The sequence below is a fragment of the Nitratireductor aquibiodomus genome, assembly GCF_900105565.1.
Lineage (GTDB): Bacteria > Pseudomonadota > Alphaproteobacteria > Rhizobiales > Rhizobiaceae > Nitratireductor > Nitratireductor aquibiodomus.
Map to the genome: position 1 here is coordinate 3,937,318 of NZ_FNSL01000001.1, position 16,348 is coordinate 3,953,665.

Below are 16,348 nucleotides of genomic sequence, written 5' to 3' on the forward strand. Positions count from 1 at the left end.
TTGGTCTGCGCTTGTGCGCATCGAAGCCGCGGCCGGCTCTGATTTCTCATGATTCTGACTGGAGGTCAGAACATGAAACTCAAGAGCCTTCTGATTGGCTCCGCAGCTCTCGCAGCTGCTGCAACCGGCGCCAAGGCGGCCGACCCGATCGTCGTCCCCGAGCCGGAGCCGATGGAATATGTGCGCGTTTGCGACGTCTACGGCGCAGGCTTCTTCTACATCCCCGGCACCGAGACCTGCCTGAAGATCGGCGGCATGGTTCGCTACCAGATCAACTGGGATGAGAACGACGACGGCTGGAACAAGTACGCTCGCGGCGAGCTGAACATCGACGCCCGCTCCGAGACCGAGTACGGCACGCTTGGCGCGTTCATCAAGTTCCGCGCAACCAGCAACAACGCTGGCTACACCCCGGCCGGTTCGGCAACGCCGTGGGCGACCACCGCTGGTCCGCTTCCGGCAGCTGGCGTCAACGATGGTGACGCACTGTCGCTTGGCGTGGGTTCGAGTGTTGGCCTTCAGCAGGCGATCATCTCGCTTGGTGGCCTCTCCATGGGTCTCTCTGACACGCTTTACGATGCTGGCCTCTCCGGCGAGTTCGACAGCGGCGGTGGCGATCGCGTTCACTTCATCAGCTACACCTTTGTTGCAGGCAATGGCGTTACCGCAACGCTCGCTCTTGAAGAAGCCGATAGCAACTACGACTACACGCCGAACTTCGTCGGTAAGGTCGGCATCGCTCAGGGTTGGGGTTCTGCTGACCTCTGGGCAGCTTACGACGCGACCGCTGAAGAGTTCGCGCTTAAGGCAATCGTGAAGGCTAACCTGACTGATCGTCTGTTCGCCGAAGCAATCGCCACGTATGAGAGCGGCATCAACTTCTACTCGACCGATCCGTTCAACGTGACTGGAACGGGCATCCCGTCCACGATCCGTTTCGGTTCGGAGTGGTCCGTGGGTGGCCTCATTGGCTACAAGTTCACGCCGAAGCTGAAAGCTTCTATCGGTGCTCAGTACTACGACAATGTCGGCAACGACTTTGTTTCCTCGGTTGTGGGTGGCGACGTGAACTTCCTGAGCGCAGGCGTCACGGTCGACTACGAGATCGTCGAGAATTTCGACGCGAAGCTCGCTGTCAACTACGGAAAGCTCGACACGCCGGCTGGCAATGTCGACAACTGGAGCGGCTTCGTTCGCTTCCAGCGCAACTTCTAAGATGCGCGGTTAGAAAAAATACGGAACCCGGCGGAGAGATCCGCCGGGTTTTGGCTTTGAAGACATCGCTGGTAGCGGGCGTCATAGGCGCAAATGCTTCGGGTGACAGGGTTTAGCGAAGTCTTCAGTCAGGCTCTCTCAAGGGCGAGTTCGTCACATTTTTTGAAAACTCCAGGAAGGAGAAACCATAACCCGCCGTCAGGGGCTCATCAGGGCGGGGCCATAAGTAAGTGAAAAAAATGCTTTTTTTTCTGGACTGGCCTAAGTCACGAGTGCTAGTCCCCTTAGCCGGGGATATGACTAGCTTGGGGAAATCGAGAATTTTTATCTCGAAGGGGTGGTTCACAACTCAGAATTTTACCGAACACGCATTTGACATAAACGCCCGGGACGTGACCTGACATGGGGGCGGTCAATAGTCCTGGTAGCGAGTGGGGCCTCTCGAGGTCGCGCTATTCCGTCACGTTCGGTAGCGAGCATTTGCGTCTCGTTTCTGAGTACAGTTTAAAAGAACTCTTCACGAAGTATGGGGACATACTTTGGGAACCTGGCACGCATAAATACAATGTCACCTTCTTCATCGGTGAGCTTGATGAGCTCTTGATGGGGAAACGATTCAGTGCGTTCGAGCAAAGTCTGCTCGATGAACTGATCGGCAAACTGCGCGCCCGCGGAAACAGCAATGCGACCATCAATCGAAAGATGGCCGCGCTGAGCAAGCTTCTGCGGAAAGCGCATAAGATGGGTGACATTCACAGCCTGCCGGAATTCCGGCGCCAGAAAGAGCGCTCCGGGCGCATAAGGTTCCTTTCCTGCAGCGAGGAGGAAATGCTGTTCGCGGCAATCCGCCGGCGCAGCGAGGATGCCTGGCGCCTTTCGGTGTTTCTGGTCGATACGGGCTGTCGTCTCGGCGAGGCCATTGGCCTTACCTGGAACGACGTGCGGGACGGGCGTGCGAGCTTCTGGATCACCAAGTCGGCACGTGCCCGATCGGTACCATTGACAAAACGTGCTCAGGAGGTCTCGAACCTTCCCAGAAATGGGGAAAAGGGCCCGTTTGCAATGCTTCGGCAGGCGCAGTACCGCACGATCTGGAACGAGGCGAAGGCGGAGATTGGGCTGTCACAGGACACCCAGGTGGTGCCGCATGTTCTTCGCCACACCTGCGCATCCCGTCTTGTTCAGGGCGGCATCGATCTGCGCCGCGTGCAGATGTGGCTCGGTCATCAGACACTGACCATGACCATGCGCTACGCGCATCTGGCAACAGGTGATCTGGACCCCTGCGTCGGCGTTCTCGAACGTTGCTCCAAAACGGCCACCGCTAAGCAGGCATAGCCTTGCGGCCATGCCTTGCCGCTGTTGTGGGAGAAAATCTGGTCCTGCCCGCCGAAACGGCGGGCGGGCACCTTGGCTCGTCCGGGTTCAGGCTGATTTTTCCGCACGCCTGATGAAGGCGGCAATCTCTTTCGGCAGCGCTCCCGTTTCCAGAAGCGGGGCATGGCCCTGACCGGCGACCACGATCTGTTGCATTGTCGGGTGGCGTGCGGCCATCTCCTCAAGTGTTCGGCTGGAAAGCAGGCGGGAGTTTTCGCCGCGAATTGCCAGCACCGGAGTTGCCTTCAGGCCTTCAAACAGCGGCCAGAGTGCGGGAAGGGGTGTGTCGAGGTTGATCGCTTTCAGCGGCTTTAGTAGTTTGGGATCGAAATCGGCGCGCAGGCGCCCTTTCTCTTCTCTGTAAAGCGCCTCGGTAAAACGCCACCAGTCTTCATCTTCGAGGGCCGGGAACGCTTCTCCGTGAATGGCCTTCTGGATTTTGACCGCCTCGGCCATCGTACCGGGTTTGGGTGCGCGCTGCAGATAGGCGCGGATCTGGGCGAGCCCGTCTCCCTCCACCACCGGGCCGATGTCGTTTAGCACCACGGCTTTCATGAGGGTGGGGCGTGCGCCGGCCAGGGCCATGATGATCAGCCCGCCGCGCGACGTGCCGATGAAGGCCGCATGTTCCGCCCCAAACGCGGCAAGGCCGGAAACGATGTCAGCGGCTTCCACCGTCACGTCATAGCGTCGCCAGTCCGGGTCGTTGTCGGAGAGGCCGCGTCCGCGATAATCGAAGGCGATCACCTTACGCGGGGTGGTGGCGTCAGTGGAGAGCTTTTCGGCAAGGGCATGAAAATCGCGGGCATTGCGTGTCAGGCCGGGCAGGCAGACCAGCGGCAGGCCGGGATTGGCTTCGCCATAGAGGCGGGCATGCAGCTTCAGGCCATCCTGCGCTGAATAGAAGACATCGCGAAAGCCGCGCTCAGACATCATATCCCCCAGAGACGTCCCGTATCAGCCAGGACGTCCCGTATCAGTTGTCTCCACGCCTCGGGCACAGAGGATTTTAGTATCAGGCAGGTGCACCTGACGTCCGCACATGTGCGGTGAAACGATGCCCCGGTCAACGATAGCCGGGTCATGGGGCGGGCAACTCAATCAGCTTCCTGCGGAAATATCCGCAACAATGTCGAACCGGCCGGTAAGACGCATTTTGTAGATCTGCAGGTTCTCCATCACCCTTTGAACATAGTTTCGCGTCTCCGAATAGGGAATGCGTTCGATCCAGTCCACAATGTCTTCCACCGGCTTCCCGCGCGGATCGCCGTAGCGCTCCATCCATTCGGCCGCGCGGCTCGGTCCGGCGTTGTAGCCGGCGAAGGTGAGAATATAGGAACCGTTGAACCGCGCGAGCTGTTCTTCCAGATAGGCCGCCCCCAGGGTTGCGTTGTAGGTTGCATCGGTTGTGAGGCGCGCCCGCGAATAGGGAAGGCCGCTCTTGCGCGCCATCTCCCGTGCCGTCGCCGGCATGAGCTGCAGCAGGCCGCGCGCGCCGGCCGGTGAAACCGCCGCTGGATTGAACTCGGTTTCCTGCCGGGCAATCGCATAGGCGAGCGCCTGGCGGGTGGAAGGGATGGCGGCGGCTACGGGTATGGCACCCACCGGGTGTGCCAGTGCGCCGATGTCGAGCCCTCGGCCTGCCGCGATCTTGCCGACCCGCAGGGCGGTCGTGTAATCGCCGCGCGCCTCGGCCATCCGGGCGAGCAGGGTCAGTTCGCCGGGCCTGTCCAGCGTCTCTGCCAGTTTTCGATAAAGACTGCCTGCGCGCCAGAGATGATTGGTCTTCTCCAGGCGCTGGATTGCACGCACCATTTCGCGGGCGGAAAAATGGCGGCGGTCTTCGTCGTCGGGTTCCGGCGCATCGGCTGCAAGCGCGGCGCGACCGAGCCTTGCTGTCGCCAGTTGCCCGTAGAACGTTGCACCGAAGCGGGCAGCCTCTTCATAGGAGGCGGTTGCATCCCCCGGAGCACCGGCCTCCACCGCCCGCCCCAGCCAGTAATTCGCACGCGCATTCGAGATCGGACCCTCGGCAATTTCCGCAATGCGGGCGAAATGCGGCCCGGCCTTTTGCGCGTCCTTCAGGGCGCGCAGCGCATACCATCCCGCGTGAAACTCCGCGTCGGCGGCGCGTGAGGGGCTTTCTGCCGAGTGGGCAGCCGCCACCCTGTAGGCCGTCTCCGCATCGCCGGTGTCGAGCAGTTCGCGCGAGAGCACGCGCCGTTCCACCCACCATTCGTCCGGATCGATCAGGCTTTCCGCATCCCGCGGCGCGGTCAGCATCAGCCTGGCAGCTTCATCGAAGCGCCCGGCACGGCGCAGGAAGCGTGTCCTGGCAAAGATGTATCCGGCGCTGCGTTCCGCCTCGGGCACCGCGTCGAGTAGGTTTTCCGCATTCCTGTCACCACGAATAACCGCCGCCCATGCCTTTGTCAGGGCCGCGCCGCCGGCGCGTTTCGCAACCCGTTCGGCCGAACGCACCCGCGTGTCATACAGCATCTGCTCCATGCGCACCCGGTGGTCGGTCCTAGAAAGCAGATCATCGAATGCCTCCAGAAAGGCTGTTTCACCCGTCGCATCGAGCTTTGCCTTTCGCCAGAATCCGGAGACAAGCGCGCGCGCCTTTTCCTCTTCTCCCAAAGCTGCATATGACCTGGCGAGCACCATCGTGCCCTCGAGGGTTCTGGGCTCCGTGTCGCCAAGCAGGCTCACCACCACCTGTGGTCGCTGCTTCTCGCGGTAGAGCGCGCGCTCGGCATGCTCGCGCAGTGTCAACATGCCGGGCCAGTCGCCAAGCTCCCTGGCGATGGCCGCAATTTCGCCGCTCGAGAATGTGTCGCTCGCCGAAAGCGCCATGGCCCAGGTCAGAATTCGCCGTTCGAGACTGTCTTCCTTCATGTGGTTGCGAAGGGTACGCGCGGTCGCCGGATCGCTTAGCGAGAGCGCATCGAGCCCCGCGATCAGGGCGCGTTCGTTGGCCGATTGTCCGCCCTGGCCGTCCATCACATTCGGGCGAACGGCGGCGGTGTTTGTCAGCGCATCGATGGCGGCTGCAGGCGAGTTGAGCGCGTCGGGGCGTGCGAAAGGGATCGGGCCCATGTCCGGCAGGGCCTGCGCATGCGCGAGTGGCGAGACTGAAAGAAGAAGCAGCGAAGCAAGCGCAGCCTTTGTCGTCATACACAAACGTCCCGAACGTTGGACCCTTTGGGCAGCAGGAGCTGCTTCCAGAACAGGCAATATCGTTTCACGATGGCGCAGAGCCTACGGATACTGGCGTAACACACCATCTTTGCAGGATTCTTGCGGGCAAGAGATGGCAAGACTATGGTGCGCCGCCTGATCTTCGGTTAGAAGCATCCGGCGCCGGCCTGGGCTGGCAGCAAACCATCAATTTCATTCAGGAGTTCGACATTATGTTCAGGGGGTCTCTCACAGCGCTTGTGACACCGTTTGCCAGGGATGGCAGCCTGGACAAAAAAGCGTTCCGCGAACTCGTTGAATGGCAGATTGCAGAAGGCAGCAGCGGGCTGGTGCCCGTTGGTACGACCGGCGAATCCCCGACGCTCACGCATGAGGAGCACCGCGAGGTTGTCCGGATATGCGTCGAGGCGGCTCAGGGGCGCGTTCCGGTCATCGCCGGTGCAGGCTCCAATTCGACCCGTGAGGCAATCGCGCTGGCAAAGTTTGCCGAAGAAGTGAAGGCCGACGCGGCACTGGTGGTCACACCCTACTACAACAAGCCGACGCAGGCAGGGCTCTATGAGCATTTCGCGGCTGTAGCCCGTGCCACGAGTTTGCCCATTATTATCTACAATATCCCCCCGCGTTCCGTGATCGACATGACACCGGAGACCATGGGGCGTCTGGCGAAGGACTTTTCCAACATTGTCGGCGTGAAGGACGCGACGGCGAAGGTGGACCGGGTCTCCGAGCAGCGCATGACCTGCGGCAAGGATTTCATCCAGCTTTCCGGCGAGGACGCTTCCGCGCTGGGCTTCAATGCGCATGGCGGGGTGGGCTGCATCTCGGTGACAGCCAATGTCGCACCGCGCCTGTGTGCCGAGTTCCAGGCGGCCACGCTCGCCAATGACAAGGAAAAGGCGCTTGAGTTGCAGGATCGGCTGATGCCGCTGCACAAGGCGATTTTCATCGAGCCAGGGCTTTGCGGTGCAAAATACGCATTGTCTCGTCTCGGCCGGGTCGAGAACACCGTGCGTTCGCCGCTTGTGCCGATCGAGGCCTCGACTGCGGAGCGCATCGACGCTGCCATGCAGCATGCAGGGCTGCTGAACTGACGCATTTTGCAGCCGGGCAGGGCACCTGGCGTCGCACAAATGCGGTGAAACGAACGGGCGGCTCTTCTGCCGTCCCAGGGAAAGCGGAAGTGCCACGGCGCTTCCGCCGCATTTGGAAATGATGGCAAAAGACAAGAATCCCAACGTCAAGACGATTGCCGAAAACCGTAAGGCGCGCTTCTCCTATGAGGTGCTCGATACGCTGGAAGCCGGCCTCGTCCTGACAGGAACCGAAGTGAAATCGCTGCGCGACGGTCACTCGAACATCCAGGAGGCTTATGCTTCCATCGAGGATGGCGAGTGCTGGCTGATCAATTCCTATATTCAGGAGTATTCCGCCGGAAACCGCTTCAACCACGAGCCCCGGCGCAGGCGCAAGCTGCTGGTGTCCAAGCGCGAGCTGTCGCGCCTGGCCCAGTCGATCGAGCGCGAAGGCATGACGCTCGTGCCGCTCAGGCTCTATTTCAATGCGCGTGGGCTTGCGAAACTTCAACTCGCCGTGGCGCGCGGCAAGAAGCTGCACGACAAACGCGAGACGGCCAAGAAACGCGACTGGAACCGGGAAAAAGCAAGGCTCCTGAAGCAGCACGGCTGAAGAGGCGCCGGGCGCCGCGCCTCTATCGGACTCTATTTATCCAGAAACGCGCGTATATCACGGAAAACGCTCACGAACATCTCTTCCGTCAGACGGCCGGTGTTCGTGTTGTAGCGTGAGCAGTGATAGCTCGAGAAAATGGCAAGTCCGGCAAGCTCCTGATGCCCGCCATGTGTGAAGGGATGGGCTGCAACGCGCCCGCCGAGCGCCCGAACGGTTGACTGATGGGCGATCACGCCAAGCGTGAGCACTGCTCGGAGATTCTTGAAGCGCTTCAGCGTCGGCGCAAAGAAGTGCTGGCGGCAGGTGTTGATCTCGGCGCCCACTGGCTTGTTCTCCGGCGGAACGCAGCGCACGGCGTTGATGATCGCCGTATCAACGAGGGACAGGCTATCATCCGGCTGGGCTTCGTAGTTGCCCCTGGCGAAGCCGAACGTCTTCAGCGTGCTGTAAAGAAGGTCTCCAGCGTAATCGCCGGTGAAAGGACGTCCCGTCTTGTTGGCGCCGCGAAGCCCCGGCGCCAGGCCGACGATGAGAAATGCGACGGCGTCATCGCCTCCTTCGGGCAGGAAGGTGGGAACGGGCGCATTGTGCCATTCGGGTTCGCGGGCGCGCCAGTCGGCAATGAACTGGTGAAGGCGCGGGCAAAGTGGGCAGTCGCGCGGCGGCTCGGTTTCACGCGCCGAAACAGGTGTCATAGATCGTCGAAGGTCTCGTCTGCGTCGTCTTCGGGTTCCACCTTGCGGGAAGGCCGTTCGCTTGTTGCACGGCCTATTTCCTCGCGCAATGACGAGAGGTCGATGAAATTGTCCGCCTGCCGGCGCAGATCGTCGGCGATCATGGGCGGCTGGGACTGGATGGTCGATACGACGCTCACCTTGCGGCCCTTGCGCTGCAGGGCCTCAACCAGCGTGCGGAAATCGCCATCGCCGGAGAAGATTACATAGTGGTCGACCACGTCGCTGAGTTCCAGCGCGTCGATCGCCAGCTCTATGTCCATATTGCCCTTGATCTTGCGGCGCCCGGCCGAGTCGGTGAACTCCTTGGCGGGCTTGGTAACGACCTTGTAGCCATTGTAGTCGAGCCAGTCGATCAGCGGGCGAATGGAGGAATATTCCTGATCTTCCACAAGGGCCGTGTAGTAGTAGGCGCGCAGAAGGTAACCGCGTTCCTGGAAGCTGCTCAGGAGCTTCCTGTAATCGATGTCAAATCCTAAGGCTCTCGAAGTGGCATAGAGATTGGCACCATCGATGAAGAGAGCAATTTTTTCCCGCGGATCGAACATCGTCAAAATTCCTGTTTCAAATAAACGTTCAGCGCTCAAATGAGAGGCTCCGGGCCGAAAATCGACCAAAAAGCCATCTCTTATGAGGAAATAGCGCTGGAATATGATTGTTCCAACCAATATATAAATTCGTCATAAATACAAGCGCGCGAGACGCAGGCTGCGCCGCCATCGCCACGCCCCATTTCCGTGTTGATCGGAGAGCGGGCGTTGAGCGTTGGCCTTGAATTTTGCGATGTGGCAGGCTATTGACGCGCTGGATTTCCTTGCAGATTTACGCATGAAAGGGGCACTGAATGGCCCGTGTGACCGTTGAAGACTGTATCGACAAGGTCGATAACCGCTTTGAGCTCGTGCTTCTGGCCGGCCATCGCGCCCGTCAGATTTCGCAGGGTGAGGCGATCACCGTCGACCGCGACAACGACAAGAACCCTGTCGTTGCGCTGCGCGAGATCGCCGATGAAACCCTGTCGCCTGGCGATCTCAAAGAAGATCTGATCCATTCGCTGCAGAAGCATGTCGAGGTGGACGAGCCCGAGGCTGACCTGCCCGAGATCAGCGAGCCGGCCGCCGCTTCCGCCGAAGCCGGTGCCGATCAGCCGGAGGAAGAGATTTCCTTCGACCGCATGAGCGAGGAAGATCTGCTTGCCGGTATCGAAGGCCTCGTTCCGCCGGAAAAAAGCGACGATTTCTGATCGATACGGATGTTCGGCGCGGCATTCTCTTCCTTGCCGAAACATTCCTGCCTATCTTAAACATGCGCCGTGAATTTCGCGGCGCATGTTTTGCTTTGCGTAGATAACAACAACAAAAACGAGGAAGCCGCTCATGATGCGTCAATACGAGCTTGTCGAGCGTGTCCAGCGCTACAAGCCGGACGTCAATGAGGCGCTACTCAACAAGGCTTATGTCTACGCAATGCAGAAGCACGGCCACCAGCGCCGTGCCTCCGGCGATCCGTATTTCTCGCATCCGCTGGAAGTTGCCGCTATCCTGACCGACATGCATCTGGACGAGGCGACCATCGCTGTCGCCCTGTTGCATGACACCATTGAGGACACCAGCGCCACGCGGGACGAGATCGACGAGCTGTTCGGTCCGGATATCGGCAAGCTGGTTGAAGGGCTGACCAAGCTGAAGCGTCTCGACCTCGTGTCGAAGAAGGCGCACCAGGCGGAAAACCTGCGCAAACTCCTGCTGGCCATCTCGGAGGATGTCCGCGTCCTTCTGGTGAAACTCGCGGACCGCCTGCACAATATGCGCACGCTCGACCATGTTCCCGAGCACAAGAGGCTGCGCATCGCCGAAGAGACGATGGACATCTATGCGCCGCTCGCCGGACGCATGGGCATGCAGGATATGCGCGAAGAGCTCGAGGAACTGGCCTTCCGGCATATCAACCCGGAGGCCTTCCGCGCGGTCACCGAGCGGCTTGCCGAGTTTTTCGAGCGCAATCGTGGGGTCATCAAGGCCATTGAGGAGGCGCTGTCGCATCTCTTCGCCGAACATCAGATAGAGGCGACGGTAAAGAGTCGTCAGAAGAAGCCCTGGTCGGTGTTCCGCAAGATGGAGACCAAGGCGCTTTCCTTCGAGCAGCTTTCCGACATTTTCGGCTTCCGCGTGCTCGTCGACAGCATCGAGGACTGCTATCGCGCCCTTGGGGTCATCCATTCCACCTGGTCGATGGTGCCGGGCCGGTTCAAGGACTACATCTCCACCCCCAAGCAGAACGACTACAGGTCGATCCATACGACGATCGTCGGCCCGTCGCGCCAGCGTGTCGAACTGCAGATTCGCACCTATGACATGCACGGCATTGCCGAATACGGCGTGGCGGCCCATTCGATCTACAAGGATTTCGGCGGCAAGGTGAACGGCGCGGATCACCGTATCTCGCGTGACACCAATGCTTATGCGTGGCTGAGGCGCACCATCGAGGCGCTTTCCGAAGGCGATACGCCCGAAGATTTCCTGGAGAACACCAAGCTGGAACTGTTCCAGGACCAGGTGTTCTGCTTCACGCCCAAGGGGCGGCTGATCGCGCTTCCACGTGGCGCAACGCCCATCGACTTTGCCTATGCGGTTCACACCGAGGTGGGCGACACCTGTGTGGGCGCAAAGGTCAATGGCCGCATCATGCCGTTGATGACCGAGTTGAAGAACGGCGACGAGGTGGAGATCATTCGTTCCAAGGCGCAGGTGCCGCCGGCGGCCTGGGAATCGGTCGTGGTCACGGGCAAGGCGCGCGCCGCCATCCGCCGCGCGACACGAAACGCGATCCGCAAACAGTATTCAGGCCTTGGCGCGCGTATTCTTGAGCGAGCCTTCGAGCGCGCAGGCAAGAGTTTCTCCCGCGACGGCCTCAAGCCGGTTCTCCACCGCCTTGGGCGTCAGGATGTGGAGGATGTTCTGGCGGCGGTCGGGCGCGGCGAACTTTCGTCGCAGGATGTCGTGCGCGCGGTGTTTCCCGACTACAAGGACGAACGCGTGACACAGGCGCCGAAGGAGCGCGAGGAGGGCTGGTTCAATCTGCGCAATGCCGCCGGCATGCTGTTTCAGATTCCCGGTCGCTCGTCGCGCAAGGCCAAGCGTGCCAAGGAAAGCGCTGCCCCATCGGACAAAGGGGTAGGGGGCGCTCTGCCGATCCGTGGCGTTTCGGGTGATCTGCCCGTCAGTTTCGCTCCCGAAGGCGCGGTGCCCGGGGACCGAATTGTGGGCATTCTCCATCCGGGGTCGGGCATCACCATCTATCCAATCCAGTCGCCGGCGCTGACCGCCTTCGACGACCAGCCGGAGCGCTGGATAGACGTGCGCTGGGACATCGACGAGAACATGAAGGAGCGGTTCCCCGTCCGCATGTCCGTCACAGCCATAAACGAACCCGGCTCGCTGGCGGAAATCGCGCAGGTGATTGCGTCGAACGACGCCAACATTCACACGCTCGCCATGGAGCGAACCGCTCCTGATTTCACCGAGATGCTGTTCGATCTCGAGGTCTGGGACCTAAAGCACCTGACCCGCCTCGTCTCACAGCTGAAGGAAATCAGCTGCGTAAGCGACGCACATCGGGTGAATGGCTGAACGCGGCCGGAGACGAGCCGTCGCGCCCAAATTCCGCCGCTTCATGTGAATAGCTCTATCGTGTTTCCTGCTTTTGTAGCCGGAAACACGATTATTAACCCGTTTCCCTTGCCCCGTCCGACCGAGCTTGCCTATATCGAACCAAAGACATGTCCCAGGGAACCCGTCGTTAAGAAAACGGGCTCTAGGATTCTGTCGGCAGGGGGAAGCCTGGTTGCTGTTGGGGGTGCTTCGTAGTCGCTATGTTGTTTCGACGTAGAAAACCGGCGGATCTATGGGAGAGGACGCGGACCATGGTCTGGCCGCGTCGCTCGTTCTGGCGATCCGCACAATATTTCGTCAAGCGTGTCCTGCGTTTGACAGCGACGCCGCACGCCATCGCTGCAGGCATCGCTGCCGGTGTGTTCGCGTCGTTCACGCCCTTCATGGGATTCCACTTCTTCATCGCGGCCGGTCTGGCATGGTGTATCGGCGGAAACCTCGTCGCTTCGGCCATTGGCACCGCCGTCGGCAACCCGCTGACATTCCCATTCATCTGGGGGGCGACACTGGAAACTGGGCGTCTCATCCTCTATGGGCGAGAGCTCTCGCACGGCGCCCCAATACATCTGGGTAAGATGCTGCGCCACCTGGAGTTTTCCCAGCTCTGGGAGCCGGTCATCAAGCCCATGTCCGTTGGCGCACTGCCCCTGGGCATTTTCTTCGCCCTGGTGTTCTACTTCGTGACACGCTGGGCGACATTCACCTTCCGCGAGCAGCGCCGCAAGCGTCTCGCCGAGCGGGCACGCCGCAAGGCCGGCCGGCAAGCCTTCGACGCAAGGACCGCGACGAGTTCATGATTATCGGAATTGGAAGCGACCTGATCGACATCAGACGAATCGCCAAAACGCTTGATCGCTACGGAGCGCGCTTCACGCAGCGTGTCTTCACGGAGATCGAACGGACCAAGTCCGACAGGCGCCGTGAGCGCGCCGCCTCTTATGCGAAGCGCTTCGCCGCCAAGGAGGCATGCTCCAAGGCGCTTGGCACAGGCATCTCGCGTGGCGTCTTCTGGCGCGAAATGGGGGTCGTCAATCTTCCCGGCGGCAAGCCGACAATGGAGCTGTCGGGCAAGGCCAGGGCGAGGCTTGAGGGCATGACACCTTCAGGCATGAAAGCGCTGGTTCATTTGACCATCACTGACGACTATCCCCTGGCTCAGGCATTTGTGATCATCGAGGCGGTTCCCGACAACGGAAACTGACGCCGAAAACTGCGCAAGGGTTGTGCTGTCGCATTGCCGCCGCCTTTCTGGCGCGATAAGACCGAGCCGAAACACTCGAACCGAGGACATGATGAGCGTGGCTGACAAGACAAAGAAGAAATCGGGCGGCGTGGGCGAAACCGTCAATGTGATTGTCCAGGCGCTTATCCTCGCGCTGGTTATCCGCACCTTCCTGTTTCAGCCATTCTCCATTCCGTCCGGTTCCATGCGCCCGACCCTGCTTGAGGGCGATTATCTGTTTGTCACCAAATGGGCCTATGGCTATTCGCGTCATTCTCTTCCGTTCTCGCCGCCGCTCTTTTCTGGCCGTATCTGGGGTTCCGAACCTGAGCGCGGCGACGTGGTCGTCTTCAAGTTTCCGCCCAATCCTTCCATCGACTATATCAAGCGCGTGGTCGGGATGCCGGGCGACAAGATTCAGATGCGGGAGGGTGAGCTCTACATCAACGACAAGGCCGTGGAGCGCGAGAAGATCGGCCAGATCGACGATCCCGACATTACCGAGATGGACCGGCCGGTGGACGTCTACCGGGAGACGCTGCCCAACGGCGTTTCCTACGAGACGCTGGACCTGACGGCGAACGGCATTGGCGACAACACGCGCGAGTTCATCGTGCCCGAGGGGCATTACTTCATGATGGGCGACAATCGCGACAACTCCGCCGACAGCCGTTTCTCGGTCGGTTTCGTGCCGGCTGAAAACCTTGTCGGACGCGCCAACATCATCTTCTTCTCCATCGCCGGGGGCGCAAGTCCGCTGGAAATCTGGCGCTGGCCTTCGGAAGTGCGCCCGTGGCGCATCTTCGACTGGGTTGACTAGAGTTTGCGTGGATCATGACTGCCAAGCGCCTGCGTGGCCCCCAGTTAGTCAAAGCGGTCGCCGATTGCACCGGATTTGAATTCACGAATGCCGCGCTTGTCGAAGAGGCAATGACACATGCCAGCGCGCGGAGCCGCTCGGGTTCCGATTACCAGCGGCTTGAGTTTCTCGGCGACCGTGTGCTGGGGCTTGCTGTTGCCGAACTGCTCTATGAGAGCTTCCCCAAAGCGCCCGAAGGCGAACTCTCCGTGCGGCTCAACGCGCTCGTCAATGCCGAGACGCTGGCAGAGGTCGCCGACGAGTTGAAGATCAGTCCGCTTATCCATATGGGCAGCGACCTGCGCGGTGCTGCGACCCGCAAGCAGATCAACCTGCGTGCCGATGTGATGGAAGCCCTGATCGCGGTGGTATACCTTGAAGGCGGCATCGACGCTGCACGTGCCTTTGTGCGCCGTCACTGGCGTGAGCGTGCGCAGGCCGAAGGGGCCGATCGCCGCGATCCGAAAACCGCCCTGCAGGAATGGGCGCATCAGGTTGCCGGCGTCACGCCAGGCTATACTGTTGAAGACCGGCAGGGACCTGACCATGATCCGGTTTTTTCCGTGACCGTCAGGATCACCGGATATGAGCCCGCGCACGGCAGGGGCCGTTCCAAACGCGAGGCGGAACAGGCCGCCGCCACCGGCATGCTGGAGCGAGAAGGCGTGTGGCAGAGCAATGAGAGCACATCATGAGTGAAGACGTTCCCGCAGCCGACGCACAGGGCGAGACCCGGTCCGGCTTTGTGGCATTGATCGGCGCCCCCAATGCGGGCAAGTCGACGCTGCTTAATCAGCTTGTCGGTGCCAAGGTGTCCATCGTCACCCACAAGGTGCAGACGACACGTGCCATCGTACGTGGCATCGCAACCCACGAAAACGCGCAGATCGTGTTCATCGACACGCCAGGCATCTTCAATCCGCGCCGCACGCTCGACCGCGCCATGGTCACGACCGCCTGGGGCGGGGCCAAGGACGCCGACATCGTGGCGCTGCTGATCGATGCGGAGCGTGGCATCAAGGGCGATGCCGCCGCCATTCTTGAGAAGCTCAGGGACGTGGCGCAGCCCAAAATCCTGATCCTCAACAAGATCGACCGGGTAAAGCGCGATTCCCTGCTGGAGCTCGCTGCCCGGGCCAATGAAGCGGTGGGGTTTGAACGCACTTTCATGATCTCGGCGCTGCAGGGGTCGGGCTGTGACGATCTCCTCGCCCATCTTTCCGAAACGCTTCCAGCGGGCCCCTGGTACTATCCAGAGGACCAGCTATCCGATCTGCCGATGCGTCAGCTCGCGGCGGAAATCACACGCGAAAAGCTCTTCCTGCGACTGCACCAGGAACTGCCCTATGCGATCCACGTTGAAACCGAGAAATGGGAAGAACGCAAGGACGGCTCCGTGCGCATCGACCAGGTGGTCTATGTGGAACGCGACAGCCAGAAGAAAATCGTGCTCGGTCACAAAGGCTCGGCCATTCGTGCCGTGGGGCAGGCCGCCCGTGAGGAACTGGCGGGAATCCTCGAACAGAAGGTCCATCTCTTTCTGTTCGTGAAGGTGCGCGAGGGCTGGGGCAACGACCCTGAACGCTTCCGCGAAATGGGGCTTGAATTCCCAGGTTGAGGGAAGGACAGTGACCTGATGGAATGGCGCGATGAAGGGATCATTCTGGGCGCCAGAAAGCATGGCGAAACGAGCGTCGTCCTGGAAACGATGACGGCGGCTCATGGCCGGCATCTCGGCCTTGTGAAAGGCGGCCGGTCGCGCCGCATGCAGCCACTTCTCCAGCCGGGAAATCGCGTTGATCTGGTCTGGCGCGCCCGCCTTGAAGAGCATCTGGGCACGTTTCAGGTCGAACCGCTGGAGTTGAACGCCGCGCGCCTTCTGGCCTCGGCGCTGGCCATCCATGGCATACAGCTTCTGGCCGCCCATCTGCGCCTGATGCCCGAGCGCGACGCCCATGCAGGGCTTTATGAGACCCTCAAAGTAATCACTGCGCATCTGGATGAGCCCGAGATCGCCGGGCCGCTGATGGTGCGCTTTGAACTGGCACTGCTCGACGAGCTGGGATTCGGGCTCGATCTCACGCAATGCGCGCTGACGGGCAGCCGCGAAAGCCTTGCCTATGTGTCGCCGAAATCCGGCCGTGCGGTAACCGAAGAAGCCGGCGCTCCCTGGCGCAACAGACTTCTGCCGCTACCGCGCTTTCTGACAGTGAAGGCACGGATGGAGACGCCGCCCGATGCACTTGAGGACGCTTATCGTCTGACCGGTTTTTTCTTCCACCGAAACGTCTACGAACCGCGCGGGATGGAAGAGCCCGCTGCGCGCGGCGGTTTTCTGGCGGCACTTGCCCGCAGCGCCGAGGACGCGGCCGGTTGA

Annotated in this window: 16 protein-coding genes; 12 read left to right on the forward strand and 4 right to left on the reverse strand. The window is 60.8% G+C overall.

Translation table 11 applies throughout. The annotated features are described in order from the left end of the window. Positions 1-72: 72 nt before the first annotated feature. Positions 73-1,215 (forward strand): porin, encoded by a 1,143-nt coding sequence (locus BLW55_RS18545; RefSeq protein WP_025030096.1) that lies wholly within the window; start codon positions 73-75, stop codon positions 1,213-1,215. A 402-nt stretch (positions 1,216-1,617) separates the two neighbouring features. After that, positions 1,618-2,553 (forward strand): tyrosine-type recombinase/integrase, encoded by a 936-nt coding sequence (locus tag BLW55_RS18550; protein WP_081784668.1) that lies wholly within the window; start codon positions 1,618-1,620, stop codon positions 2,551-2,553. 87 nt (positions 2,554-2,640) lie between these two features. Here BLW55_RS18550 and BLW55_RS18555 read toward each other — a convergent pair whose 3' ends face one another. Both BLW55_RS18555 and BLW55_RS18560 read right to left on the reverse strand, forming a co-directional pair. Next, a complete protein-coding gene (locus BLW55_RS18555; protein ID WP_090329766.1) occupies positions 2,641-3,528 on the reverse strand; it encodes an alpha/beta fold hydrolase in 888 nt (295 codons plus the stop codon). 165 nt (positions 3,529-3,693) lie between these two features. Next, on the reverse strand, positions 3,694-5,769 hold the full coding sequence (locus tag BLW55_RS18560; protein ID WP_090329767.1) for a lytic transglycosylase domain-containing protein: 2,076 nt from the start codon (positions 5,767-5,769) through the stop codon (positions 3,694-3,696). 236 nt (positions 5,770-6,005) lie between these two features. On the opposite strand from BLW55_RS18560, the gene dapA reads away from it, so the two are divergent. Both dapA and smpB read left to right on the forward strand, forming a co-directional pair. Next, a complete protein-coding gene (gene dapA / locus BLW55_RS18565; RefSeq protein ID WP_007008477.1) occupies positions 6,006-6,887 on the forward strand; it encodes a 4-hydroxy-tetrahydrodipicolinate synthase in 882 nt (293 codons plus the stop codon). A gap of 121 nt (positions 6,888-7,008) precedes the next feature. Next, positions 7,009-7,482 carry an SsrA-binding protein SmpB gene (smpB, locus tag BLW55_RS18570; protein WP_007008478.1) on the forward strand — a complete coding sequence of 158 codons (474 nt, stop codon included), beginning with the start codon at positions 7,009-7,011 and terminating at the stop codon, positions 7,480-7,482. A 32-nt stretch (positions 7,483-7,514) separates the two neighbouring features. Here smpB and BLW55_RS18575 read toward each other — a convergent pair whose 3' ends face one another. Both BLW55_RS18575 and BLW55_RS18580 read right to left on the reverse strand, forming a co-directional pair. Next, complete coding sequence (locus tag BLW55_RS18575; RefSeq protein WP_090329768.1) at positions 7,515-8,180, reverse strand: uracil-DNA glycosylase; 666 nt, start codon at positions 8,178-8,180, stop codon at positions 7,515-7,517. Then, positions 8,177-8,767: a LabA-like NYN domain-containing protein gene (locus BLW55_RS18580; protein ID WP_007008480.1), complete on the reverse strand. Its 591-nt coding sequence runs from the start codon at positions 8,765-8,767 to the stop codon at positions 8,177-8,179. The genes BLW55_RS18575 and BLW55_RS18580 overlap by 4 nt, the downstream gene beginning before the upstream one ends. A gap of 296 nt (positions 8,768-9,063) precedes the next feature. Here BLW55_RS18580 and rpoZ point away from each other — a divergent pair, with 296 nt between their 5' ends. The 8 genes from rpoZ (at position 9,064) to recO (ending at position 16,348) form a co-directional block, all read left to right on the forward strand. After that, the gene (gene rpoZ, locus BLW55_RS18585; protein ID WP_007008481.1) at positions 9,064-9,462 is read left to right on the forward strand and encodes a DNA-directed RNA polymerase subunit omega; all 399 of its coding nucleotides are present in this window, start codon (positions 9,064-9,066) and stop codon (positions 9,460-9,462) included. Between the two features lie 133 nt (positions 9,463-9,595). After that, positions 9,596-11,848 (forward strand): RelA/SpoT family protein, encoded by a 2,253-nt coding sequence (locus BLW55_RS18590; RefSeq protein WP_090329769.1) that lies wholly within the window; start codon positions 9,596-9,598, stop codon positions 11,846-11,848. A gap of 242 nt (positions 11,849-12,090) precedes the next feature. After that, positions 12,091-12,687 carry a DUF2062 domain-containing protein gene (locus BLW55_RS18595; RefSeq protein ID WP_025030102.1) on the forward strand — a complete coding sequence of 199 codons (597 nt, stop codon included), beginning with the start codon at positions 12,091-12,093 and terminating at the stop codon, positions 12,685-12,687. Further along, on the forward strand, positions 12,684-13,091 hold the full coding sequence (gene acpS / locus BLW55_RS18600; RefSeq protein WP_007008487.1) for a holo-ACP synthase: 408 nt from the start codon (positions 12,684-12,686) through the stop codon (positions 13,089-13,091). Before BLW55_RS18595 ends, acpS begins: the two co-directional genes overlap by 4 nt. A gap of 91 nt (positions 13,092-13,182) precedes the next feature. Further along, on the forward strand, positions 13,183-13,932 hold the full coding sequence (gene lepB, locus BLW55_RS18605; RefSeq protein ID WP_007008488.1) for a signal peptidase I: 750 nt from the start codon (positions 13,183-13,185) through the stop codon (positions 13,930-13,932). Positions 13,933-13,946: 14 nt separating this feature from the next. Beyond that, positions 13,947-14,666, forward strand: a complete 720-nt coding sequence (gene rnc, locus BLW55_RS18610; protein WP_090329771.1) for a ribonuclease III — start codon at positions 13,947-13,949, stop codon at positions 14,664-14,666. Beyond that, positions 14,663-15,589 carry a GTPase Era gene (gene era, locus BLW55_RS18615; RefSeq protein WP_090329772.1) on the forward strand — a complete coding sequence of 309 codons (927 nt, stop codon included), beginning with the start codon at positions 14,663-14,665 and terminating at the stop codon, positions 15,587-15,589. Before rnc ends, era begins: the two co-directional genes overlap by 4 nt. 18 nt (positions 15,590-15,607) lie before the next feature. Beyond that, positions 15,608-16,348 (forward strand): DNA repair protein RecO, encoded by a 741-nt coding sequence (recO, locus tag BLW55_RS18620; protein WP_090329773.1) that lies wholly within the window; start codon positions 15,608-15,610, stop codon positions 16,346-16,348.